The 22,669-nt window shown below is 62.8% G+C and carries 27 protein-coding genes; 15 read left to right on the forward strand and 12 right to left on the reverse strand.

Translation table 11 applies throughout. The features are described 5' to 3' along the window. Positions 1–24: 24 nt before the first annotated feature. Positions 25–888 carry a 16S rRNA (cytidine(1402)-2'-O)-methyltransferase gene (gene rsmI, locus KBY49_RS00375; protein ID WP_254932813.1) on the reverse strand — a complete coding sequence of 288 codons (864 nt, stop codon included), beginning with the start codon at positions 886–888 and terminating at the stop codon, positions 25–27. Positions 889–947: 59 nt separating this feature from the next. Here rsmI and KBY49_RS00380 point away from each other — a divergent pair, with 59 nt between their 5' ends. Continuing rightward, the gene (locus KBY49_RS00380; protein WP_254932814.1) at positions 948–1,883 is read left to right on the forward strand and encodes a 3'(2'),5'-bisphosphate nucleotidase CysQ; all 936 of its coding nucleotides are present in this window, start codon (positions 948–950) and stop codon (positions 1,881–1,883) included. On the opposite strand, the gene KBY49_RS00385 is transcribed toward KBY49_RS00380, so the two are convergent. The 4 genes from KBY49_RS00385 to rseP all read right to left on the reverse strand — a co-directional run bounded on the left by KBY49_RS00385 (position 1,880) and on the right by rseP (position 6,285). Continuing rightward, positions 1,880–4,012 carry a polyribonucleotide nucleotidyltransferase gene (locus KBY49_RS00385; RefSeq protein ID WP_254932815.1) on the reverse strand — a complete coding sequence of 711 codons (2,133 nt, stop codon included), beginning with the start codon at positions 4,010–4,012 and terminating at the stop codon, positions 1,880–1,882. The two genes, KBY49_RS00380 and KBY49_RS00385, sit on opposite strands and share 4 nt — an antisense overlap. 165 nt (positions 4,013–4,177) lie before the next feature. Then, complete coding sequence (gene rpsN, locus KBY49_RS00390; protein ID WP_254932816.1) at positions 4,178–4,480, reverse strand: 30S ribosomal protein S14; 303 nt, start codon at positions 4,478–4,480, stop codon at positions 4,178–4,180. Between the two features lie 36 nt (positions 4,481–4,516). Then, positions 4,517–5,200: an endonuclease III gene (gene nth, locus KBY49_RS00395; protein WP_254932817.1), complete on the reverse strand. Its 684-nt coding sequence runs from the start codon at positions 5,198–5,200 to the stop codon at positions 4,517–4,519. After that, the gene (gene rseP / locus KBY49_RS00400) at positions 5,197–6,285 is read right to left on the reverse strand and encodes an RIP metalloprotease RseP (RefSeq protein WP_254932818.1); all 1,089 of its coding nucleotides are present in this window, start codon (positions 6,283–6,285) and stop codon (positions 5,197–5,199) included. Before rseP ends, nth begins: the two co-directional genes overlap by 4 nt. 82 nt (positions 6,286–6,367) lie before the next feature. Here rseP and KBY49_RS00405 point away from each other — a divergent pair, with 82 nt between their 5' ends. Continuing rightward, positions 6,368–6,625 (forward strand): type II toxin-antitoxin system Phd/YefM family antitoxin, encoded by a 258-nt coding sequence (locus KBY49_RS00405; protein WP_254932819.1) that lies wholly within the window; start codon positions 6,368–6,370, stop codon positions 6,623–6,625. Continuing rightward, positions 6,616–6,870: a Txe/YoeB family addiction module toxin gene (locus tag KBY49_RS00410; RefSeq protein ID WP_254932820.1), complete on the forward strand. Its 255-nt coding sequence runs from the start codon at positions 6,616–6,618 to the stop codon at positions 6,868–6,870. The genes KBY49_RS00405 and KBY49_RS00410 overlap by 10 nt, the downstream gene beginning before the upstream one ends. Here KBY49_RS00410 and serS read toward each other — a convergent pair. Together serS and KBY49_RS00420 are read right to left on the reverse strand one after the other, a co-directional pair. Beyond that, complete coding sequence (serS, locus tag KBY49_RS00415) at positions 6,867–8,153, reverse strand: serine--tRNA ligase (protein WP_254932821.1); 1,287 nt, start codon at positions 8,151–8,153, stop codon at positions 6,867–6,869. The genes KBY49_RS00410 and serS overlap by 4 nt on opposite strands. Before the next feature lie 56 nt (positions 8,154–8,209). Then, a complete protein-coding gene (locus KBY49_RS00420; protein WP_254932822.1) occupies positions 8,210–8,482 on the reverse strand; it encodes a NifU family protein in 273 nt (90 codons plus the stop codon). A 60-nt stretch (positions 8,483–8,542) separates the two neighbouring features. Here KBY49_RS00420 and lepA point away from each other — a divergent pair, with 60 nt between their 5' ends. From lepA to KBY49_RS00445, 5 genes are all read left to right on the forward strand, one after another. Further along, positions 8,543–10,351, forward strand: a complete 1,809-nt coding sequence (lepA, locus tag KBY49_RS00425; RefSeq protein ID WP_254932823.1) for a translation elongation factor 4 — start codon at positions 8,543–8,545, stop codon at positions 10,349–10,351. Between the two features lie 65 nt (positions 10,352–10,416). Continuing rightward, positions 10,417–10,866, forward strand: coding sequence for a hypothetical protein (locus KBY49_RS00430; RefSeq protein ID WP_254932824.1), 450 nt, complete (start codon positions 10,417–10,419; stop codon positions 10,864–10,866). Positions 10,867–10,880: 14 nt separating this feature from the next. Further along, positions 10,881–11,303 carry a hypothetical protein gene (locus tag KBY49_RS00435; protein ID WP_254932825.1) on the forward strand — a complete coding sequence of 141 codons (423 nt, stop codon included), beginning with the start codon at positions 10,881–10,883 and terminating at the stop codon, positions 11,301–11,303. Then, on the forward strand, positions 11,300–11,842 hold the full coding sequence (locus KBY49_RS00440) for a GspH/FimT family protein (RefSeq protein ID WP_254932826.1): 543 nt from the start codon (positions 11,300–11,302) through the stop codon (positions 11,840–11,842). The genes KBY49_RS00435 and KBY49_RS00440 overlap by 4 nt, the downstream gene beginning before the upstream one ends. Continuing rightward, positions 11,842–12,492, forward strand: a complete 651-nt coding sequence (locus KBY49_RS00445) for a prepilin-type N-terminal cleavage/methylation domain-containing protein (RefSeq protein WP_254932827.1) — start codon at positions 11,842–11,844, stop codon at positions 12,490–12,492. Before KBY49_RS00440 ends, KBY49_RS00445 begins: the two co-directional genes overlap by 1 nt. Before the next feature lie 98 nt (positions 12,493–12,590). On the opposite strand, the gene KBY49_RS00450 is transcribed toward KBY49_RS00445, so the two are convergent. Beyond that, positions 12,591–13,040, reverse strand: a complete 450-nt coding sequence (locus tag KBY49_RS00450; RefSeq protein WP_254932828.1) for a type IV pilin protein — start codon at positions 13,038–13,040, stop codon at positions 12,591–12,593. 122 nt (positions 13,041–13,162) lie between these two features. Here KBY49_RS00450 and KBY49_RS00455 point away from each other — a divergent pair, with 122 nt between their 5' ends. Together KBY49_RS00455 and KBY49_RS00460 are read left to right on the forward strand one after the other, a co-directional pair. Then, positions 13,163–14,020 carry an ABC transporter permease gene (locus KBY49_RS00455; RefSeq protein WP_254932829.1) on the forward strand — a complete coding sequence of 286 codons (858 nt, stop codon included), beginning with the start codon at positions 13,163–13,165 and terminating at the stop codon, positions 14,018–14,020. Between the two features lie 17 nt (positions 14,021–14,037). Then, on the forward strand, positions 14,038–14,274 hold the full coding sequence (locus KBY49_RS00460) for a hypothetical protein (protein WP_254932830.1): 237 nt from the start codon (positions 14,038–14,040) through the stop codon (positions 14,272–14,274). Positions 14,275–14,295: 21 nt separating this feature from the next. Here the strand turns inward: KBY49_RS00460 and trmH are convergent, their stop codons facing one another. Next, positions 14,296–14,985 (reverse strand): tRNA (guanosine(18)-2'-O)-methyltransferase TrmH, encoded by a 690-nt coding sequence (gene trmH, locus KBY49_RS00465; RefSeq protein ID WP_254932831.1) that lies wholly within the window; start codon positions 14,983–14,985, stop codon positions 14,296–14,298. A gap of 103 nt (positions 14,986–15,088) precedes the next feature. On the opposite strand from trmH, the gene KBY49_RS00470 reads away from it, so the two are divergent. Beyond that, on the forward strand, positions 15,089–16,468 hold the full coding sequence (locus tag KBY49_RS00470; protein ID WP_254932832.1) for a 16S rRNA (cytosine(967)-C(5))-methyltransferase: 1,380 nt from the start codon (positions 15,089–15,091) through the stop codon (positions 16,466–16,468). Here the strand turns inward: KBY49_RS00470 and KBY49_RS00475 are convergent. From KBY49_RS00475 to KBY49_RS00485, 3 genes are all read right to left on the reverse strand, one after another. After that, positions 16,458–18,515 (reverse strand): transglycosylase domain-containing protein, encoded by a 2,058-nt coding sequence (locus tag KBY49_RS00475; RefSeq protein WP_254932833.1) that lies wholly within the window; start codon positions 18,513–18,515, stop codon positions 16,458–16,460. The two genes, KBY49_RS00470 and KBY49_RS00475, sit on opposite strands and share 11 nt — an antisense overlap. Before the next feature lies 1 nt (position 18,516). After that, on the reverse strand, positions 18,517–19,437 hold the full coding sequence (gene chlG / locus KBY49_RS00480) for a chlorophyll synthase ChlG (protein ID WP_396099514.1): 921 nt from the start codon (positions 19,435–19,437) through the stop codon (positions 18,517–18,519). Positions 19,438–19,506: 69 nt separating this feature from the next. After that, entirely contained in the window at positions 19,507–19,731 is a 225-nt protein-coding gene (locus KBY49_RS00485; protein ID WP_254932835.1) for a DUF2862 domain-containing protein, read from the reverse strand. A 43-nt stretch (positions 19,732–19,774) separates the two neighbouring features. On the opposite strand from KBY49_RS00485, the gene hisF reads away from it, so the two are divergent. The 4 genes from hisF to glyQ all read left to right on the forward strand — a co-directional run bounded on the left by hisF (position 19,775) and on the right by glyQ (position 22,667). Beyond that, entirely contained in the window at positions 19,775–20,611 is an 837-nt protein-coding gene (hisF, locus tag KBY49_RS00490) for an imidazole glycerol phosphate synthase subunit HisF (RefSeq protein ID WP_254932836.1), read from the forward strand. After that, complete coding sequence (locus KBY49_RS00495) at positions 20,608–20,967, forward strand: hypothetical protein (protein WP_254932837.1); 360 nt, start codon at positions 20,608–20,610, stop codon at positions 20,965–20,967. Before hisF ends, KBY49_RS00495 begins: the two co-directional genes overlap by 4 nt. Continuing rightward, positions 20,954–21,661: a bifunctional demethylmenaquinone methyltransferase/2-methoxy-6-polyprenyl-1,4-benzoquinol methylase UbiE gene (ubiE, locus tag KBY49_RS00500; protein WP_254932838.1), complete on the forward strand. Its 708-nt coding sequence runs from the start codon at positions 20,954–20,956 to the stop codon at positions 21,659–21,661. Before KBY49_RS00495 ends, ubiE begins: the two co-directional genes overlap by 14 nt. A gap of 88 nt (positions 21,662–21,749) precedes the next feature. Continuing rightward, a complete protein-coding gene (gene glyQ, locus KBY49_RS00505; protein ID WP_254933952.1) occupies positions 21,750–22,667 on the forward strand; it encodes a glycine--tRNA ligase subunit alpha in 918 nt (305 codons plus the stop codon). Positions 22,668–22,669: the final 2 nt, after the last annotated feature.

Here is a 22,669-nt window from a genome sequence, read left to right on the forward strand (position 1 = left end):
GGCGATTGGTTCGAGTTTGGCGGGTTAGGGCTCCTGGTGCAGCAGCCCGTAGAGATCCCGTTTACTAAAGCCCGTGCGTTCGGCCACCACCCTGGCGGCTTCCTTGCTGCCCAGGCCGCCCCGCACCAGCTCTTCCATTTCCGCCAACAGCGCCACCCCATCCCAGCTGGGAGCTGCCGCTGGCGGCGCTCCCCCCAGCACCAGGGTGCATTCCCCCAGCGGCGCCTTGGCGCGGAAGTGGGCCAGGGCAACGGCCACGCTGGGCCCCACCTGTTCTTCGTGCTTCTTGGTGAGTTCCCGGGCCACCTGCAGCGGCCGATCACCCAGCACTGCCAGGAGATCTTCCAGGAGATCGACTAGCCGGTGGGGTGCCTCAAACAGCACCATGGTGCGCTCCTCCTGGGCCAGTTCCTGCAGCCGTTGGCGCCGTTGGTTTGTTTTGGGCGGCAGGAAACCCTCAAAACAAAAGCGCCCGCAGGGCAGGCCGCTGCTCACCAACGCCGTGGTCACCGCGCTGGGGCCAGGAACGCAAATCACCCCATGGCCGGCGGCGCGGGCGGCTGCCACCAGCACCTCGCCCGGATCGGAGATTCCCGGTAAACCCGCATCACTGATCAGGGCAATGGCTTCGCCTGCCTCCAGGGCTCCAAGCAATTCCGGTATGCGGGCGTTTTGGTTGTGGGCGTGGAAACTGACCAGCCGCGGACCCTGGTCCTTTTGCCGCAACCCCAGCTGGTGCAACAGCAGACCGCTGTGACGGGTGTCTTCGCAGGCAATTCGCTGCACACCGCTCAGCACCACCCGGGCCCGGGGGGATAGGTCGGCCAGGTTGCCAATCGGCGTGCCCACCAGATAAAGAACACCGGGAGCTGGTTCTGGGGCTTGCACTGCTACTGGCGGGCTCTGCTGGGGGCGGGCTCCTGCACAATGCTGATCCCTGCCACCCCATGATGCCGGCTCCCCTCGCCCTGCCATCGGGCATCAGCCTTGAAAACCTGCTGCAGGAGCTGCGCCAGCTCAGCTGGGGCGCTGCCGACATCCTGCTGGCCTATGGCCGCGGCGAGCAGCCACCCCATGGCTTCCCCCGGGCCCTAAGCGTGGATGAGGGTGGCGAGGGGCCAGTCTCTGCCGCCGATCTGGCGGTGAACCAGTGGCTGCTCGATGGTCTGCAGGCGGCCTTCCCCGCTGCCCACTGGACCGTGCTGAGCGAGGAAACCGCCAAGGAACAGCTCACGGAAGGTGAGCCCCTAGATGCTGAATGGCTATGGATCCTCGATCCCCTCGATGGCACCAAGGACTTCCTCCAGGGCACCGGTGAATACGCCGTGCATTTGGCCCTGGTGCACCGCAATCAGCCGGTGCTGGGGGTGGTGCTGCTTCCTGAACTCGAAGAACTCTGGCTGGGGGTGCTGCCCGGACTGGCTGGTTCGGCCGGTGAGGCCTGGTGTGAAAACCGCGCAGCCAAGCGCACTCCGGTGCGTTTCAGTAGCCGGCGGCCCCTGGCGGAGCTGGTGCTGGTGGCCAGCCGCAACCACCGCGACGGGCGCCTCGAGCAGCTGCTAGAGGCCCTGGCCCTTGGCGACACCAAGGCAATCGGCAGTGTGGGCGGCAAGGTGGCCACGATCCTGCGGGGCGAGACCGACCTCTACATCTCCCTGTCTGGCAAGAGCGCACCCAAGGATTGGGACATGGCCGCTCCAGAGGCGGTGCTGCGGGCCGCCGGTGGTTGCTTCAGCCATGCCGATGGTCGGCCGCTGGCCTACAACACTGGCGATGTGCGCCAGGCAGGTTGCCTGATCGCCAGCCACGGCTTCAGCCACGGCGACCTTTGTGGTCGCGCAGCAGAAGCCATAGCCCAAATCGACCCGAGCTTCCCGGTCTAGGCAGGCGCTGGGGCGTCGGCCTGGGGCACGCCCCGCAGGGTCAGGTTGATGCGGCCGCGGTTGTCGATTTCGCGCACCCGCACCGTCACCTGGTCGCCGACGTTGACCACGTCTTCCACCTTCTCCACCCGAGCTTCCGAGAGCTGGGAGATGTGGATCATCCCCTCCTTCCCGGGCAGGATTTCCACGAAGGCACCAATCGGAATTACCCGGGTAACGGCACCCTGGAACACTTCCCCTTCGCTGATGCGACGGGTCAGGCCCTCGATGATCCGCTGGGCCTCTTCGGCGGCGGCGCCATCGTGGCTGGCGATCGTGACGATGCCGCCATCTTCGATGTCGATCTTGGTGTTAGTGCGCTCGGTGATGCCCTTGATGGTGCGGCCGCCGGGGCCGATCACCGTGCCGATCAGTTCTGGATCGATCCGGAAGCTGAGCAGGCGGGGGGCATGGGGCGACATGGTGTCGCGGGGCTTATCGATCGCCTCGAGCATCTTCTCGAGGATGTGCAGCCGGGCCGGACGGGCCTGGTTGATCGCCTCGGCAATGGTCTTCATCTCCAGACCGGTGATCTTCATGTCCATCTGCAGGGCGGTGATGCCCTTTTCGGTGCCGGCCACCTTGAAGTCCATGTCGCCAAGGAAATCTTCGATCCCCTGGATGTCGGTGAGGATCCGCACCTCCTCGCCCTCCTTGATCAGGCCCATGGCGGCGCCGCTAACCGGCGCCTTCAGGGGTACGCCCGCATCCATCAGGGCCAGGGTGCTGCCGCACACCGAGCCCATCGAGGTGGAGCCATTGGAGCTCAGGCACTCCGAAACCACCCGCAGCACGTAGGGGAAAGACTCCTTATTCGGCAGCACTGGCACAATTGCCCGCTCAGCCAGGGCGCCGTGGCCAATCTCCCGCCGACCGGGGGAGCGCATCGGCTTGGTTTCGCCCGTGGAATAGGGGGGGAAGTTGTAGTGGTGGAGGTAGTTCTTCTCGGTGATCGGGTTTAGGTCGTCCATTTCCTGGGCATCACTGGGGGTGCCGAGGGTGGCGCAGGAAAGCACCTGGGTAAGGCCGCGCTGGAACAGGGCCGAACCGTGAACCCGCTTGGGCAGAACGCCAGCTGCCGCACTGATCGGACGCACCTCATCGAGGTTGCGGCCATCCACGCGCTTGCCGTCCTTGATGATCTGCTCGCGCATGAGCTTCTTGGTGAGGCTCTTGTAGTTGTTGCCGAGCGCCTTGTTGTTGCTGCTTACGGCCACCTTGATGGCGTCGCCTTCCTTGAGGGCGGCAATCTTTTCGCCCACCTGGGCCTTAATTGCATCGAGCTTTTCGTCGCGCTCGATCTTGGTTTGGCTGAACTGCTTGAGCACTTCACCGATTGCCTTGCCGCATTCCTTATCCAGGTAGCTGGGCAGGGTGGTGTCTTCCTTTTTGGCCTCCGGAATCACCTGCTCAATACCCAGCTCCTTCAGCAGGTTTTGCTGGGCCTTGATCAGTTCGCCTACGGCCTCGTAGCCGAAGTCGATCGCTTCGATCACATCCTGTTCGGGAAGCTGGTTGGCGCCGGCCTCCACCATGATCACTCCGGCCGGGGTGCCAGCCACCACCAGGTCGAGCTCGCTGCGCTCCACTTCCCGGAAACTGGGATTGAGCACGAAGTCGTCGCCCAGAAGCCCCACCCGCACGGCTGCCATGGGGCCGTAGAAGGGGATCTTGGCCAGCAGGGTTGCCATCGAGGCACCGGTTACTGCCAATACGTCGGGCGGAACTCGCTCGTCGAGGGAAAGGCAGGTGGCCACGATTTGGATGTCGTCGCGCATCCAGCTGGGGAACAGCGGCCGCATCGGCCGATCGATCAGGCGGCAGGTGAGGATCGCCCGCTCGGGGGGACGAGCTTCCCTGCGGAAAAAGCTGCCGGGAATGCGACCGGCGGCGTACAGCCGCTCCTCGTAGTCGCACATCAGGGGCAGGAAATCGATTCCTTCGCGACCACCGGAACGGGTGGCGGTGACCAGAACAGAGGTATCTCCGCACTCAACCATCACCGAACCCCCTGCTTGGGGGGCGAACCGACCGGTGGTCAGCCGGATCTCCCGACCATCGAAGGAGATCGACTGAGTATGTCCTTGCACTTGGGCGTATGTCCTTTTGTTGTCAGAAACCATTCTCGCACTTCACGCGGGCTGTTAGTGGGTCGCAATAAAGGCGACCAAATAAGGGTGCGCACAAAAAAGGCGCCCCGTGGCGCCCCTGGTATTTGCTGGCTTAGCGATAAGCCTGAAATAGCTGGATTTGAGTTACCAGCTGGACTTGACCACGCCGGGCAGCTCGCCCTTGTGGGCCCGCTCCCGCAGTTGGTTGCGGCAAAGGCCGAAATCGCGGTACACACCCCGGGGCTTGCCGGTGGCCCAGCAGCGGTTGCGCACGCGGCTGGGGGCGCTGTTGCGGGGCAGATTCTGAATCTTGCGGTGGATCTCCAGGCGCTCCATCGGATCGGATGCGGCATCAAAAGCTGCCATTAGGGCAGCGCGCTTGGCGGCGAAGCGAACAACCATTTTTTTGCGCTTTACATCGCGCGCAATCATCGACTTCTTCGCCATGCGAGCTGCGTAACTATCGGAACACGATGGCCAATCTTAGCTTGCGATGCGGCGCCCCATTAGGCAGAGGTCTTGCACGGGGCAGATTCCGCATTGGGCCCTGCGGGCCGTGCAAATTGCCCGGCCATGGAAGATCAGCCGGATCGAGAGGTTCTGCCATTCCTCCTGGGGCACCAGCTTCATTAGGTCAGGCTCGATCTGTCGCGGCTCCCTTTTTTTGCTGAGGCCCAGCCTCTGGCTCAGGCGGCTGACGTGGGTGTCGACGGTGACGCCGGCATTGATGCCAAAGCACCAGGCCAGCACCACGGAGGCGGTTTTGCGGGCCACCCCAGGCAGCACCAGCAACTCCTCCATGGTTTGGGGAACTTCGCCGCCATGGAGCTCCATCAGCAACCTGGAGCTGCCCACGATGGCCTTGGCCTTGTTGCGAAAGAAGCCCGTCGATTGCACGTAGGGCTCCACTTCGGCCGGCTCGACCGCTGCCGCCGCCGCCGCATCGGGAAAGCGTTCAAACAGGCCGGGGGTCACCTTGTTGACCCGCTCATCGGTGCACTGGGCAGAAAGCATGGTGGCCACCAGCAATTCGTAGGGGGTGCGCCAATCGAGGGAGCAGGTGGCCTCGGGATAGAGCTCCCCCAGCCGCTCCAGTAACTGGGGGGCCCGCACCTTGGCCGAGGCGAAGCGGGCCGGCCGCTGGGCTTTGGCGGGCTGCTCAGTCAATGGCCCAGCAGTTGCTGCACCAGTGGCAGTTGGGAGGTGTCTTTGACGATCAGCACCACGCTCAGCCCCACCAGCAGCACAAAACCCGATTGCATGAAGGCCATCTGGAATTTGGCGGGGATGGGCCTGCCGCGCACCCCCTCAAGCAGCAGCAGCACAAATTGACCGCCATCAAGCAGGGGTAGGGGCAGGGAGTTGAGAACGGCCAGGTTGATCGAAATCAAGGCGGCAAACAAAAACAGGCTGCCGCCCCCCTGTTTGGCCAGGGTTGCTCCCATCTCCACGATCTTCACTGGCCCGGAAACCTGGCCGGCGGTTTCACCGAAATGGGTGGCCAGGGTGCCAAAGCCGGCGATCGTGCGCTTGGTCAGGAGGGCGAAGTCGTGGTCGGCCTGGCGAATGGGTTCCAGGGGACCCTTTGGCCTGCGGAAGGCTTCGGTGCCATTGGGCTGGAGTTGGGCGCCGATCCGGCCCAGGCCGCCCAGGTCGCTGGGCTTGAGTTTGAGCTTCACCTCTTGGCCCTGCCGCTCTGCCACCAGGGGCAGGGTGCGACTGGGTGCCCCTTGGATTGTTTTCACCAGCTCGGCCACGGCCTCCTGGCCGCCGCCAATCGGCTGGCCGGCCAGGGAAATGATCCGATCGCCCGGCTTTAGTCCAGCTAGGGCCGCGGCTTGGTTGGGTTGCACCGCCGCCACCAGCACCCCGGGTGCCGCACTGAAGCCCGCCGGAATGCCCACCACATAGCCCTGGGCCACCAGCACCAGCCAGGCCAACAAAAAGTTGGCCATTACGCCGGCGGCAATCACCAGGGCCCGCTGATGCAGGGGGCGATTGCTGAGCAGGTTGGGGTCGTCTTTGGGGATATCGCTTTCTTCGTCGTCGTCGGGGAAGGCCACAAACCCCCCCAACGGAATTGCCCGCAGGGCGAATTGCACCCCGCGCCGCTGGCGCTCCAGCAACACTGGACCAAAGCCAATCGAAAAGCTGCTGACGCGGATTCCCTGCCAGGTGGCGGCAAAAAAGTGGCCCGCCTCGTGCACCACGATCAGCCCCGCCAGGATCGCCAGTGCCGTGAGAACGCCCATCCAGGCCCTGCTCAGAATTAGGTCATTGTGCTCGGTTTGACCCTCCATCAGTACGTACAATTAGACGTACCGATGGCGGCCGATGAACGCGATCTCTTACTCCATGGCCAGGGCCCAGCTAGCGGGCACCATGAACAAGGTCTGCGAAGACCACGAACCGGTGGTGATCACGCGCCGGGGAGAGCCAGCTGTGGTGATGTTGTCGCTTGAGGACTACAGGGCCATGGAAGAAACCACCTACCTGTTGCGTAGTCCCGCCAATGCCCAGCGCCTGCTGAGCTCGATCGCCAGCCTGAACAGTGGCGGTGGGGAAGACCATGCGCTGCTGCCGTGCGACTGATCTTCTCGGAAGAGGCCTGGCAGGACTATCTCCACTGGCAACAGCATGACCGCAAGATGCTTCAGCGCATCAACCGGCTGATTGGTGAGATCCAGCGTGATCCTTTCCGGGGCATTGGCAAGCCTGAGCCCTTGCGCCACGCCCTGGCGGGCTATTGGTCAAGGCGCATCGATGACGAACACCGGATTGTTTACCGGCTGGAGCAGGCAAGCCTGCTGATCGCCCAGCTGCGACATCACTACTAACCCGCGCTGATCCGATCGCTGCCGAAGTAGGGCACCAGGGCCTTGGGCAGCAGCACGCTGCCATCGCCTTGCTGACCGTTTTCCAGCAGGGCCGCCATGGTGCGCCCCACAGCCAGCCCACTGCCATTGAGGGTGTGCACCAGTTGGGTGCCCTTGGCCTCCTTGAGGCGAATGGCAGAGCGGCGCGCCTGGAAATCGCCGCAGATACTGCAGCTGGAGATCTCCCGATAGGCGCCGGCGCCCGGCAGCCAAACCTCCAAGTCGTAGGTGCGGGCGGCGGAAAAGCCCATGTCGCCGGTGCAGAGCTCGATCTTGCGGTATGGCAACTCGAGGGCCTCAAGCACCGCTTCCGCATCGGCGGTGATCTGTTGGTGGGCCGCGGCGGAGTGGTCTGGGTGGCAGAACCAATAGAGCTCCACCTTGTTGAACTGGTGCAGCCTGATCAAACCCCGGGTATCGCGGCCGTAGCTGCCTGCTTCGCGGCGGAAGCAGGGGGTATAGGCCACGTACTTGATCGGCAACTGGTCGGCCGGGATCACCTCATCGCGGTGCAGTGAGGTCACGGGCACCTCGGCGGTGGGGGTCAGCCAGAGGTCGTCGTCGGCGCAGCGAAAGCTCTCCTCGGCAAATTTCGGCAGCTGGCCCGAGCCGGTAAGGCTGGCTGAATTCACCAGGATCGGGGGCAGCACCTCGCGGTAACCCTTGCCGCCATGGAGATCGAGCATGAAGCTGATCAGGCTGCGCTCCAGCTTTGCCCCTTGGCCCAGCAGGGTCACAAAGCGGCTCTGGGCGATCCGCACCGACCGCTCGGTTTCAAACAGTTCGAGCCGCTCGGCAATCTGCCAGTGCTCCTCAAGGGTTTCGCCCTCAGCGGCCTGGCGCGGGCTGCCCCAGCACTTGATTTCGATGTTGTCGGCTTCGCTCTTGCCATCGGGGGCATCGGCGGAAGGCAGGTTTGGCAGCGCCGCCAGCTGCTCACGCAACTTGGTCTGCAGCGCCTTCTCCTCCTCCTCCAGCACCGCCACCTGCTGCTTGATGTGGTTGCCCCGATCGCGCAGGGCCTGCACCCCGGGGCTGTTGGGGGCTTCTCCGGATTTGATCAGGCCGCCCACCTCCTTGCCGACGCGGTTGCCCTCGGCTTGGAGATTGCTGCGCTGTTCCTCCAGGTCCCGTTCCTGCTGGGCGATTAGCTGGAGTTTGGTTAGGTCCAGCTCCATGCCCCGGCGACTGAGCTGCTGGCGAATCAGCTCAGGGTTTTCGCGCAGCAGGCGCTGATCCAGCACGGTCTTTGGGCAATTGGCCCGAGCCTACGAGCAGAGCTAAAGCCGGTGGTCCGGCCTCAGAGCACCTGCACCACTTCGTCTACTTCGGGAATGGCCTCGCGCAGTTTGCGCTCGATGCCCATCTTTAGGGTCATGGTGCTGCTGGGGCAGGAGCCGCAGGCGCCCTGGAGCCGCACCTTGACGATCGGGCCATCAATTTCCACCACCTCCACGTTGCCGCCATCGGCCATCAAGTAGGGGCGCAGTTCATCGAGGGCTCGCTCCACGTTTTCAAGGGTGAGGGCCCGGGGATCGGCCACAGGATCGGCGTTGGCGGTTTCGGTGGTCATGGCTGCGCCTAATTACTGAATCCAGCTTAGGGAGCTGGCCTGGCTCCTTAGGATCAGGCCATGACCGATGTCCCCGTTTCACGGATACGCAATTTCTGCATCATTGCCCACATCGACCATGGGAAATCGACCCTGGCCGATCGGCTGTTGCAGGAAACGGGCACTGTCGCAGCCAGGGACATGCAGGAGCAGTTCCTCGACAACATGGAGCTGGAACGGGAACGCGGCATCACGATCAAGCTCCAGGCGGCGCGGATGGAATACACCGCCGCCGATGGTCAGCAGTACATCCTCAACCTGATCGACACCCCCGGTCACGTCGACTTTTCCTACGAGGTGAGTCGCTCCCTGCAGGCTTGCGAAGGCGCCCTGCTGGTGGTGGATGCCAGCCAGGGAGTTGAGGCCCAAACCTTGGCCAATGTGTACCTGGCGCTGGAAAACGATCTAGAGATCATTCCGGTGCTCAACAAGATCGACCTACCCGGGGCTGATGCCGAAAGGATCGCCGAAGAAATTGAGGCAATCATTGGCCTCGATTGCAGCAATGCGATCCATTGCTCAGCCAAAACCGGCCTAGGCGTGGCAGATATCCTCCAGGCAGTGGTGGATCGGGTACCCCCTCCCCCCGACAAGCTTTCAGAGCCCCTCAGGGCCTTGATTTTCGACTCCTATTACGACCCCTACCGGGGCGTAATTGTCTATTTCCGGGTGATTTCTGGCTCCATCAGCAAGCGCGACAAAGTCTTGTTGATGGCGAGCAAGAAGTGCTACGAGCCCGATGAGGTGGGGGTGATGGCGCCCGATCAGCGCCAGGTGGATTCCCTCCATGCTGGGGAGGTGGGCTATATGGCCGCCTCGATCAAGGCCGTGGCCGATGCCCGGGTCGGCGACACGATCACCCTCGCCGCCAATCCCGCCAGCGAGCCTTTGCCTGGTTATACCGAGGCAAAGCCGATGGTGTTCTGCGGCCTGTTCCCCACCGATGCAGACCAATACCCCGATCTGCGCGAAGCGCTCGACAAGTTGCAGCTCTCCGATGCGGCACTCAAGTATGAGCCTGAAACCAGCAGCGCCATGGGATTCGGCTTCCGCTGCGGTTTCCTGGGCCTATTGCACATGGAGATTGTGCAGGAGCGGCTTGAACGTGAATACAACCTCGACCTAATCGTCACGGCTCCGTCTGTGATTTATCAGGTCAACATGCTCGATGGTTCCACCCTAATGGTGGACAACCCTGCCACCCTCCCCGATCCCCAAAAGCGTGAATCGATAGAGGAGCCCTACGTAAAGCTCGAGATTTATACCCCCAATACCTACAACGGCGCCCTGATGGAATTGTGCCAGGAGCGGCGTGGTGAGTTTATCGACATGAAATACATCACCACCGACCGGGTGACCCTCCACTATGAGATGCCCCTGGCAGAAGTGGTAACCGATTTCTTTGACCAGATGAAGAGCCGCACCAAGGGCTATGCATCCATGGAATACAGCCTGATTGGTTATCGCAAAAATGAACTAGTGCGCCTTGACGTGTTGATCAATGCGGAAAAGGCCGATCCCCTCACCACCATTGTGCACCGCGATAAGGCCTACAATGTGGGCAAGGGCCTGGTCGAGAAGCTCAAGGAACTGATTCCTCGCCAGCAGTTCAAGATTCCGATTCAGGCCTCCATCGGCAGCCGGGTGATTGCCTCCGAAAGCATTAGCGCCATGCGTAAGGATGTGCTTGCTAAGTGCTACGGCGGCGACATTTCCCGTAAGAAAAAGCTGTTGCAAAAGCAGGCCAAGGGTAAAAAGCGGATGAAGGCCATGGGCAAGGTGGAAGTACCACAGGAGGCCTTCATGGCCGTGCTCAAGCTCAACCAGTAGCTAGATCTCCGAATCAGCGGCTTTCTGCGTGGGAACACTTAGGGCCAGGTTTCCCTCCATTACCCATGCGACCGGTTGCTCAGGAGGCTGGTTTTGTCTTGCCGATGGCCTCGGCCGTTTCGTTGCTGCTTCTGCTCAGCAGCCTTTCAATTCAAACCGTCGTTTTGCAGAGCAGGGCCTTTGGTCAGGCCCAGTGGCGCCAGCGCCAGGACCTCGATTCGCTCGCTACTGCTGCCCAACAGGCCGCCATCCAATTGGAGGGCCCCGGCCTATGCCTGCTCAAGCGGGCGCTCCAGCCATGCCCGATGGCCCAGGACCCAACCAAACTGCTGCCGTCCAGGAGTGGGGCGGAGGTGGTGAGCTGGCAGCAGTTGTCTTTGGCTGGTCAGGGTCAGGGTCAGGGTCAGGGGCAGTTGCGCCTGCGGTTGAGGGATTCAGCGATTGTTCGGACTTTTTTAGTTGGTTTTGATCCGGCTATGGGCCGGGTTATTCAGGTGCGGGGGCTGGGTTCTTGAACCTCCCAGAGGCCATGGTCGCGGCGACGATCTTCTCTATTTCAGCCGTCAGCAGCCTGCAGGTTTGGAATGGCTCTGCGGCATGGAGTCAGAGTTCCCAGCGGCAACAGGATTGGCTGGTGCAAATTGATGCGGATTTACAGCGCAGTGAGGGCCGGCTTAGGCGCCTGGATGCCGATTTGATTTCCCCTGCCGGTTGTGAAAATGCAATTAGGGCCATGGCTCAAGCAGTGGCATCACCTGAAGTTGCCCTCGCCCCAGAGATAACCCGACGCCTGGAGATATTGCCTGTTTCTAGTGTGCTCCCAGGGCAAATGCTGGTGCTGAGCTACGGGGTGAATTCCCCTTCTCCAGGCTCCCCTTTGATCCGCCAGCGGCAGTGGTCTGCCCAGGCCTTTGGCCTTTGTCGCCAGCTGGTTTCAGCTGATCAGCCATGAAGAATAATTCGAGAGCTGGTTTTAGCTCCGTGGAATTGGTTGTGGTAATCGCCATTGTGGCCATACTTGCGGCCATCTCTTTTCAGCAGGGCGGTGAGGTGCTGGCCCGCCAGCGGCTTGAGAGTTCAACCCGGCGACTTGCCATTGGCATCGAACGGGGTCGCTTAGCGGCCCAACGCAAGGGCGAGCCCTGTGGCTTGAGCCTGGGGCCCACTGGTTGGCAAGTGCCGCTGGATGGTTCGGCCACCTGCCTGGGCGCCCGGTTGGGCTTGGGGGAAGGGGTGGCTGACGCCGGTCGAAATGATGCAGGCCGAAATGATGCCGGTGTGACTGTTAGCCACAACTTGCCGGCGGTGTTGCGTTTCACCCCGAATGGCTTGGTGCTCGATGCCGGAACGGTGGTGCTCACGACCTCCGGAACCCAGCTCAGACGCTGTTTGGTGATGGCCCTACCCCTGGGAATTGTACGGCTGGGCCGCTACGGGGCAGATCCCACCAAAAATCTAAAACCTGAGGCCTGTCTTCCGGATCGAACCTGATGCCAATTCGATCCAGTAAAAGCTTTAAGAGGAGCCAGGGTTTCTCCCTGCTGGAGTTGATGTTGGCCGGCTCGATTGGCCTGTTGCTCAGCGGGGCGATGCTGCAGGCCTTGCTAGGCGATGGTCAAAACAGCCAGCGCTTTGTCAGGTTGCATGCGGAGCGGGCTAACCAACGGCGGGTGCTGGAGCTGGTGCGATCTGATGTGGAGCGTGCCCTGGTGGTGAGTGCTACCCCGGCGGCAGAAATTTCCGCCTGCGGCTGGGCTGGCAGGCAGCCTGTTTTGCATTTGCTCCTGGCCGATGGACGCTCGATTAGCTATTCGGTGGGCGTGGCCCCTAGTGCAATCTGGCGCCAGCAGGTTTTGATGCGCTGCGGCCCAGCCTTCGACCTATATGGTCAATTGAGTGCCAGCTCCAATTCCCAGAATCGGGTGGTTATTGATGGTTTGGCCAGGCCCCAGAAAAGCTGGACGGGTTGTGCTGAGCTGCTGCCGGCAGGTGTGGAAATTCAGTCTTCCTTTGCTTCTGGTTTTGCCGCCTGCCTTAATCCTGGGGGCCAGCAGGTGGCCATGAGGCTATTTAAATCCTTTGGCCTGGGCAATGGCCGGTTCCAAAATATCAGCTCAGTGACGACAGCTTCGCCCGGTTAGGCTTCCCCTGCTAAACTTTGCCAGCTTAAAAAACTATAAAAAGTGCCCGGCTTGATCGGCCAGGCACTTCATTGAGGGGTTTTGTTTCCTTTGTGAACCTAGGTTCCTGTGGTTACGGGTTTGCCTGTTACGCCAGTGTCTAGGTCGCTAGTTTGGCTGATTTCAATACCGGCCGCATTGCTGCCGGAGGTGCCGATGGCTTTGACGCTAAAATTAGTGGCTGAACCAGTGCAGCTATAGCTAAATTTGGCTCCGCTTTGTTGGGCTCCGGCGTAGTCGGAGCAGTCGCTATCTGCGCTTGCTATCGGGGTTTCCAGGTTGTAGCTGGCCGCCTGCTTGGTGATGGCAGAGGCCTGCATGATCCCCTCCGTGGCAATGGCCTTTTTGGTTTGCTTCATGAACTGGGGAAAGGCCACCGCGCTTAAGATGCCCACTATCACAATCACGACCATCAGCTCCACCAGGGTGAAGCCCTTTTGATTGCGTCTGCGTCCGCGGGATTGTTCGCGATAGACCGGCAGGCCGTATTTGGTGATCCGTTTCTTCATGGTTAGTTTGATGCTGTGATTATGTCCAGGGGGACTTTCCCAGGCTGATCAGGCTATTTATCTTCCCCCTCACCCATATGGGTGATTTGTGCTTAATTGGTTTGCACGCTTATTTGGCTTGAATGAAGGCTGCAGTCCTTGGGCGCCCCCGGGCTCTGTCGGTCCGCATGGCCCGCTGGGGGGTGCTGATAGTGGTGGTCTATGGCCTGGTGGCGGTGTTGACCCCCGTTTTGATCCACATCGGTTGGCTGCCGGATCCGAATGCGGGTCTGCAGAACCCGATCTATGCGGCGCCCTCTTGGCAGCACTGGTGTGGCACCGACCGTCTCGGCCGCGACGTATGTGTGCGCACCCTGGCCGGCAGTGGGGTGGCTTTGCAGGTGGTGCTGTTGGCCCTGGTGGTGGCCCTGGTGGTGGGCGTGCCCCTGGGCATGGCCAGCGGCTACCTAGGCGGCTGGGTGGATCGGCTGCTGGTGTTGTTGATGGACACCCTCTACACCCTGCCGGTGCTGCTGCTTTCGGTGGTGTTGGCCTTCCTGCTGGGGCGGGGCCTGCCCAATGCCGCCGCCGCCCTGTGCGTTGTCTACATCCCCCAATACTTCCGGGTGGTGCGTAACCAGAGCGCCCAGGTCAAGGCTGAGCTCTACGTGGAGGCGGCCGAATCCTTAGGTGCTGGCCCCATCTGGATCCTGCGCCGCTACCTATTTCGCAACGTGATCACCTCGGTGCCCGTCTTGCTCACCCTCAACGCGGCCGATGCGGTGCTGGTGCTGGGGGGTCTGGGCTTTTTGGGCCTGGGTTTGCCCGAAACCATCCCCGAGTGGGGCGGTGATCTGCAGCAGGCCCTTACCGCCTTGCCCACGGGCATCTGGTGGACCGCGCTCTACCCCGGCTTGGCGATGTTTGTGCTGGTGCTCGGACTTTCGTTTTTGGGTGAGGGGTTGGAACGCTGGCTGAGCACGGCAGAATTACGCAATTAAGGCTTGCTCCTGGCCCCATGCCCCTTTGGCTCGATGGCGTTTTGCTTGTTTCCGCAGTGCTGCTGTGGTTTTCAGGCAGCGCCGATCGCGACGATGTCTGGGGGTTTTTTCAGAAAATCTTGGCGGGTGTGGGCCTGTTGGTAGTGCTGCTGGGGGGCCACCAGATTCCTCTGGAGCTGTTGGCCCTAGGCCTGGCCCTTTGGCTGCCCAGTGCCACCAGCCGCAAATTGCTCAGTAATAAGGGTCCAAAATAAGAATCCAAAATCAGGGTCCGATCAGTGGCGCAGCCGCACGTTCCTGGGCAGCGTCTCGCTGATGGCCCCCTCCCCATCTAGGGCCGGGTAGGGCCTCCCTTGCCGGTTGCACCAGGCTGCGACCTCCGGATAGGCCCACTCGAACAGCATGCGTCCGTAGCGCTGTGGATCCACCCCCTCTCCCTGGCTGGGCAGGCTGCCGGCCGCCTGCCGCTGGCGCAGGGCTTCAAACAGCAGGGTGGCGGTCGCCACACTCACGTTCAGCGACTGCACCATGCCCAACATCGGAATCACGATTGGTTGGTCGACTAGCTCTATCGCTTCTTCGCTGAGGCCCCATTTCTCTGCCCCCAGCAGGAAGGCGGTGGGGCCTGTGAAGTTGCAGTCGCGGTAGTCGATGGCATCTACGGAAAGGTGGGTGCCATAGAGCCGTAGGCCCTGGGCCTTGAGCTGTCTGAGGGCTTCAGCCGTGCTGGGGTGGCGGTGTAGGGGCACCCACTTTTCACTGCCCTTCGAGGTGCAATTGAAGGTGGGGGTGCGCCCCGCCATGCTCACCACATGGGCCTCCAGCACCCCTACTGCATCGCAGCTGCGCAGGATTGCCGAGAGGTTGTGGGGCTTGTCGACCTGCTCCAGCAGCACGGTCAGATCACCCATGCGCCGATCCAGAACGGCCTTTAGCCGCTCGAAGCGTCGGGGCAGCAGGGGCATGGGCCGAAGGCAGTGCTTGGCAATGAGGGTATGGGATCCCCCGCCCTTGTCTTGCTTTCGATTGGCGGGGCGCTAACTGTGGAGGCCATTGCCGCACCTTTGGTTGAGCAACCCTGCCCCGATTGGTCTGCTGCCGCGCCAGGTGGCCTGGCAGGTGTTGATGGCCGTTGGGGCTGGGGCCTATGCCGATGTCGCCCTGGAGCGGGAGTTGCAGCGCACGGCGATCGAGGGGGTGGACCGCTCCCTGGCCACCGAACTGGCCTATGGCTCGATTCGCCAGCGGCGCCTGCTCGATGCCTGGCTCGACCTACTGGGCAAGGTGCCCGCCGCTAAGCAACCACCAAAACTGCGCTGGTTGTTGCACTTGGGCCTTTACCAGTTGCTCTTTAGTGGCCGGGTGCCTGCCTCTGCTGCGGTGAGCACCACCGTGGAATTGGCCAAGCGGGGCGGCCTGGGCCGGCTGGCACCCGTGGCTAATGGACTGCTGCGGGCAGCCCTGCGTCGCCGAGAAGGGCTGGGGCCCGAGCCCTGGGCTGGCCTGGCACTGCCGAGCGATCCCCCAGCCGCCTTTGGCCTGCGCCATTCCCTGCCCGACTGGCTGGCCAGGCTGCTGTTTCAGTGGTTGCCGCTCGAGCAGGCGGAAGCCTTTGGGCTGGCCTGCAACCAACCCCCCAGCCTTGATTTGCGGGTGAATCCCCTGCGCACTAGCCGGGCGGAGTTGCTGGAGGCGTTGCAGGCGGCGGGGGTGGAGGCCCAGCCCCTCGAGGATTTGCCATGGGGGATTGCCCTCAGCGGCCGCAGTGGCGATCTGCGCAGCCTGCCGGGCTATGGCGATGGCCACTGGTGTGTGCAGGATCGGGCCGCCCAGCGGGTGGCCTTGCTACTTGCCCCTAGGCCGGGGGAGCGGATCTTGGATGCCTGCGCCGCCCCCGGCGGCAAAAGCACCCACCTGGCCGAATTGATGGGGGACCAGGGGGAGGTGTGGGCCATTGATCGCTCCGCTGCCCGCCTGCGGCGGGTGGAGATCAATGCCGCCCGGCTAGGTCTGAAATCGATTCACACCCTGGCCGCCGATGCCAGTGAGCTGGCCATTAACAGGGGCGAATGGTTGGCCAGCTTTGATCGGCTCTTGCTGGATGCGCCCTGCTCGGGCCTGGGCACCCTGGTCCGCCATGCCGATGCCCGCTGGCGGATCAGCCCCGAGACGGTGCAGGAGCTGGGTCTATTGCAGCGGAAGTTGCTGGAATCGCTCCTGCCCCTGCTCAAGCCAGGCGGCCAGTTGGTCTATGCCACCTGCACGGTGCATCCGGCTGAAAATGGCGAGCTGATTGGCGCCTTCTTGCTCGACCATCCCCAGTGGCAAATGGCCGAGAGCTGGCAGCTGTGGCCTGGCAGCCAGGCCGCTCTAGGGGAGCAGGCCAGTGGCGATGGCTTTTATGCCGCCCTGCTCCAGGCGCCAGGGATACTGGAGGCTAGGGAGTAGGTGGTGCTGCCACGGGCGGTGGCGGCATGTTTGGGGTGGCAGCCGCTGGAGCTGCTGGGCTGGAAACTCCAGGGGGTGGGCCATTTGTTGGGGTGCCCTCCGGAATCGGGGCCAGTCTGTCTGGACTGGTGGCAGTGGGGTCTGGCGCTGGCAAGGTCGGAGCCCAATAGCCATTTCCTGCTCCAGCTCCTGGGGGTTTGCGGACGTTCTTCCTGTCGCCGGCGTAACTGGTTTGGAGCACTGGCCGCTGTGGGAACTGGCGAACGGGCAGGTTTTTGGTGATCGGCTCCATGAATGCTCGCCAGGCGTAGGTCGCCACCACGCTGGTGTTGCCGGTGGTTTGATTGCTGTCGTATCCCAGCCAAACGCCCGTTGTGAGCTGGGGAATGGAGCCGATAAACCAGAGGTCTCGGCCCCCCTCTGAGGTGCCTGTTTTGCCCGCCACCGGCCGATTGGGTAGGGCGGCACCGGCCCCCGTGCCCCCCTTGACCACCTGCTGGAGCATCCAGAGCATGGTGTTGGCGATGTCGCCATCGACGGCCCGGCGACCCCGTTCGCCATCCACCCGACGACTCCAGAGCAGCTCGCCATTGGGCCCCAAGACCTCCTCGAAGGGGGTTGCTTTTACGAAGATGCCGCTGTTGTTGATCGCCGCATAGGCGGTGGTCATCTCCAGCAGGGTTTGTTCGTAGGCCCCAATCGCCAAGGGGTAGTAGTGCCCAAGTTCGCGCACGGTGCCAATGCCAAGACTCTTGGCGGTTTCGATCACCTTGTCGAAGCCCAGTTGTTGCAGCAGCCCCACCGCCACAATGTTGAGCGAGTTCTGAATAGCCACCACCATTGGAATCGATCCCATGTAGCGATCGCCAAAGTTGCGGGGGCAGTAGCCGGCAAAGCAGCGGGGAGTATCCACCACGATCCGCTCTGGCCTCATCCCTTCTTTGAGGGCGGTCAGGTACACAAACAACTTGAAGGTGGAGCCAGGGGAACGCAGGGCGTCGGCCGCCCGGTTGAACTGGCTCTTGGCAAAGTCCTTGCCACCCACCATCGCCCGCACCAGGCCCGTACCTGGTTCCATCGCCACCAGGGCCCCTTCCATCTCGCCCGGGGCATAGGTGTCGATCGCCTTTTGGGCCTGCTCCTGCCAGGCCAGGTTGAGGCTGCTTTTGACGGTGAGGCCGCCTACCTCCAGCTGTTCTTTAGTGAGCACCGTGGAAAGTTGTTGCTGCACCCAGCTGGTGAAGTAGGGAGCGCGGCTCTGGAAATACTTGGGTTCGGCCGGTTTCAGTTGCAGGGGGGTGGCATTGGCCTCTGCCTGTTGATCGGCACTGATAAAGCCGGCTTCCTGCATGCGGCGAAGCACGATCGCCCGCCGTTCCAGGGCCAGATGGGGAGTGACCAGGGGTGAATAGACCGAGGGGGCCGGCGGCAGGCCCGCGATCAGGGCGGCCTCCGGCAGGGTGAGTTGGTTGGGGGTTTTGGAGAAGTAGATCCAGGCCGCATCCGCCACTCCATAGGCGCTGGAGCCGAGGTACACCACGTTGAGGTACTCGGTGAGGATCTGCTTTTTGCTCAGTTGGCGCTCAAGTTTGCCGGCGAGGGCGATTTCCGCAAATTTGCGCAGGATCGTGCGGTCCTGGCTTAGGTAGACCGTGCGGGCCAGCTGCTGGGTGATCGTGCTGGCGCCCTCCTCCACGGAGTGCCTGGTGATGTTGCGAACCATGGCCCGGCCAATCCCCACCAGATCGATGCCATCGTGCCGATAAAAGCGGCGATCTTCCGCCGCAATGAAGGCCTGCTCCACCAGGGCCGGCGTGGCTTCAACGGTGAGCTTTTCGCGGGTGGCGGGCCCAATTTTCTGCACCACCTGGCCATCGGCCGAGAGGATGGTCAGGGTGCCGGGGCGGTTGAAGGCGCTGATGCCCCGGGCATCGGGAAGCAGCAGATCAAAGCCCGAAACCAGGGCCGCTTGGCCGAGGGCTACGCCGCTGCCGATGGCAGCAGCCAGCAGACCAATGCGCACAAGCTGGCGCCGGCGCTGGTTCACCTCAAGCCACCAGGGTGCTGTGCCCGATGGCCAAAGCGGTCACCAGCATGCCCAGCACCAGGAAGGGCTGGGCGCTGGCTTGATATTTCACGTCGAAGGCCACCGGATCCCGCAGCAGCCAGATGTCCTGGAAGGTGATTTGGGGAATGATCAGCAGCACCAACAGCACGGCGGCAAAGTGCTGGCCGATCGCAATCAGTACGGTCACCATGGCCAGCTGAAACAGATCGATCATGCCGGCACTGATCCAGCTGGCGGTCTCGATGCCAAAGGCCACCGGCAGGGATTGCAGGCCCAGGGCCCGGTCGCCTTCCACGCTCTTGAAATCGTTGACCACGGCAATGCCTAGCCCGGCCAGGGAATAGGCCAGGGTCAGCAGGGCGGTGGTCCAGGTGAGCTGGCCAAATAGGGCCTGGCCGGCCCACCAGGGCAGGGCGATGTAACTGGCGCCCAGGGCGTAGTTGCCCAGCCAGCCGTTTTGCTTGAGCTTCAGGGGCGGCGCCGAATAGATGAAGCTGACAAACGAGCCCCCAAGGGCGAGCCAAAACAGCACCGGATTGCTGTGGCCGGCCCAGACATCCAAGCCAAAGGCCACTCCCAGGCCAGCCAGCAGCAGCACCCAGATCTGCAGCTTCACCTGCCAAAGCGGAATCGCCCCCGAGGGAATGGGGCGGTAGGGCTCGTTGATCGCGTCGATCTCGCGGTCGTAGTAGTCGTTGATGGTCTGGGTGTAGCCCGCCAGCAGGGGGCCACTCATCAGCATGCAGGCGATTGAGGCGCCCACTTCACTGGCGGTCCAGTGGAAGTTGCCGGATGCTGCAGCCCCACACAGCACGCCCCAGATCAGGGGGATCCAGGTGACCGGCTTCATCAGCTGGAGCCGAATCTTCCAGATATTGGTGGTGCCGCTGGCACCCTTCATGCCCAGCAGTTGGCGGGCACCGCCGCCGCTCGATGCCTCAGGGTTGGGGCTGTTGGTCAATGTTGGGGCTCAGGCGAGGGCGATTTCGTCTTCGAAAAACCAAGCCTGCTGTCCGTTGGCCAGCATCACCACCACGCCGATGCCCTTGCCATCAACGGTGCGGAAGCCGGTCACGGTGCCGGAGGCATCGGCTTGGAGAGCTCCCACCATCTCGGTGGAAATGCGGTCCCGAACCCGGGTGATCCGCACCTTGGAGCCAATATTCACGGAGCCCGTGGTGGCAGCCTGGGACATGGCTGGCGCAACTGGAAAGTGGCGCAACACTAACAGTGAGCTCATGGTTGCCAAACGGATCATTCCCTGCCTCGACGTGGCCGATGGTCGGGTCGTGAAGGGAATCAATTTTGTGGGCCTGCGCGATGCGGGGGATCCGGTGGAGTTGGCTTGCCGCTACAGCGCTGCTGGGGCCGATGAGCTGGTGTTTTTGGACATTGCCGCCAGCCACCAGGGGCGCGCCACCTTGGTGGATTTGGTGCGTCGCACCGCTGAAGCGGTGACGATCCCCTTCACCGTGGGTGGGGGAATTAGCAGCGTGGAGGGCATCACGGAGCTGTTGCGGGCTGGGGCCGACAAGGTCAGCCTCAATTCCTCGGCCGTACGCGATCCCCAGCTGGTGCGCCAGGGGGCTGATCGCTTTGGTTGCCAGTGCATCGTGGTGGCGATTGATGCCCGCCGCCGGGATGGGGCAGAGCTGGGCGAGAGGGGGCCCGGCTGGGATGTGTTTGTAAAGGGTGGCCGTGAAAACACTGGCCTCGATGCCGTGGCCTGGGCCCGCCAGGTGGTGGCCCTGGGGGCCGGCGAGATCCTGCTGACATCGATGGATGGAGATGGCACCCAGGCGGGCTATGAACTGAATCTCACCAGGGCCGTTGCCCAGGCCGTTGAGGTGCCGGTGATTGCCTCCGGCGGGGCCGGCTGCATCGACCACATCGCCAGGGCCCTCGGTGCGGGCGATGGCGATGGCCAGGCCTCTGCGGCCCTGCTGGCTTCCTTGCTGCACGATGGTGTGCTCACGGTGGAGCAGATCAAGGCGGAGCTGCTGGAGCTCGGCCTCCCGATACGCCCAATGCCTATTCGCCCCCTATCGATTCGCCCCCCCCGCGCAGGCAAGTGAACTTTGGTTACATTGGGGCCACGACTGGATTTTTAGAGATTTCCGCCCTTCCCCTGCCATCTATTGCCCTATCGCCCGCCGTCCTGACCGGCTTGGGTTTGGTGATGGTGCTTGCCGTGGTGGCTTTGGTGGCCTGGGCGCTCCAGTTGATGCAGGCCGCCAATGATCGCAAGGAATTTTCCCTGATGCTGGCTGGCTGCATGGTCTGTTCTGCTGCCGTTGGCCTGGCCACCGTGATGGTGCTTACCCTGACCAGCCCAGATCGGCTGGAAGCCCGTGGCCTCCTGCCCGCCCCTGAGCAGGAGGCCGGTATCAGCCTCGACTCCATCGTTTTGCCCTGGGATGGGCAGTTTTAGGCCTGGTGATCCGGCGGCGGTCGAGCAGCTGTTTGATCAGATTGCCCCCCGCTACGACCAACTCAACGACCTTTTAAGCCTGGGACTGCACCGGCTATGGAAACGGCAGGCGGTGGCCTGGCTCCAGCCAAGGCCCGGTCAAAGGCTGCTCGATCTTTGTTGCGGCACCGGCGATCTGGCCTTGGTGTTGGCGGCCAAATTGCGGCCAGGGGGATCTGTGTTGGGCCTGGATGCGGCCGCGGCGCCCTTGCAGGTGGCAGCCCAGCGCTCGGCGGCCCAACCCTGGCTTGACCTGGGCTGGCTCCAGGGGGATGCCCTGGCCACGGGCCTGGCCGATGCCAGTTTTGATGGGGCGGTGATGACCTACGGCCTGCGCAACCTGGCGGATCCGGCGGCGGGCCTGCAGGAGTTGCGCCGGTTGCTGCGGCCCGGGGCCAGGGCCGCCGTACTGGACTTCAACCGGGCGGAACAGACCTGGCCAGCGGCATTTCAGCGCTTGTACCTGCGCCGCCTGGTGGTGCCGGCGGCAGAGCGCTTCGGCATCGGGGAGCACTACGCCTACCTGGAGGCCAGCATTGCCCGCTTCCCTACGGCCACCGGCCAGGAAGCCTTGGCCCGGGCTGCCGGTTTCCGTTTCGCCAAGCACCGGCCCCTGGCGGCCGGACAAATGGGCCTGCTGCAACTGATGGCTTGAGCTTTGCTCTTCGCAGGATGGGCTTTGCGCCTAGGGCTTTCCCCGGCCAGCCCTCACAATGGCTGGCATAGAAGGCCAGCATCGCGCCGTGCATTTCCAGGACATCATCCAGACCCTCAACCGCTTTTGGGCTGACCAGGGCTGTTTGATCCTGCAGCCCTATGACACCGAAAAGGGGGCGGGCACGATGAGCCCCCATACGGTGCTGCGGGCGATTGGCCCGGAGCCCTGGGCGGTGGCCTACCCAGAGCCCTGCCGCCGGCCCACCGATGGCCGCTATGGCGATAACCCCAACCGGGCCCAGCACTACTTCCAGTACCAGGTGTTGATTAAACCTTCGCCCAACGGCATCCAGGAGACCTACCTGGCTTCGCTTGAGGCCCTGGGGATCCAGGTCAAGGACCACGACATTCGCTTCGTGGAGGACAACTGGGAATCGCCGACCCTGGGTGCCTGGGGCGTGGGCTGGGAGGTTTGGCTCGATGGCATGGAGGTGACCCAGTTCACCTATTTCCAGCAATGCGGTGGGATCGATTGCCGGCCGGTGTCGATTGAGATCACCTACGGGCTCGAACGCTTGGCCATGTATCTCCAGGATGTGGAGAGCATTTGGGACCTCAGTTGGGATGGCAATCGCACCTACGGCGACATCTGGCTGCCGTTTGAAAAGGGCCATTGCACCTACAACTTCGAAGCCTCTAACCCCGAGCGGCTGACCCAGCTGTTTGGCATCTATGAGGCTGAGGCCGCCGACCTGGTGGAACGGCGCCTGCCGGCCCCTGCCCTGGATTACGTGCTCAAGTGCAGCCACACCTTCAACCTGCTGGAGGCCCGCGGCGTTATTTCGGTTACGGAGCGTACGGCCACGATTGGCCGGATTCGCCACCTGGCACGCCAGGTGGCGGAAGCCTGGTTGGCGGAGCGCCAAGCCCTTGGCTTCCCCCTGCTCAGTGAGGAAAAGCGCCAGGCCTGGTTTGCCGAACACGCTCCAGATCCCACCAACTAGTG

The organism is Cyanobium sp. WAJ14-Wanaka, from assembly GCF_024345375.1.
Classification (GTDB): Bacteria; Cyanobacteriota; Cyanobacteriia; order PCC-6307; family Cyanobiaceae; genus Cyanobium_A.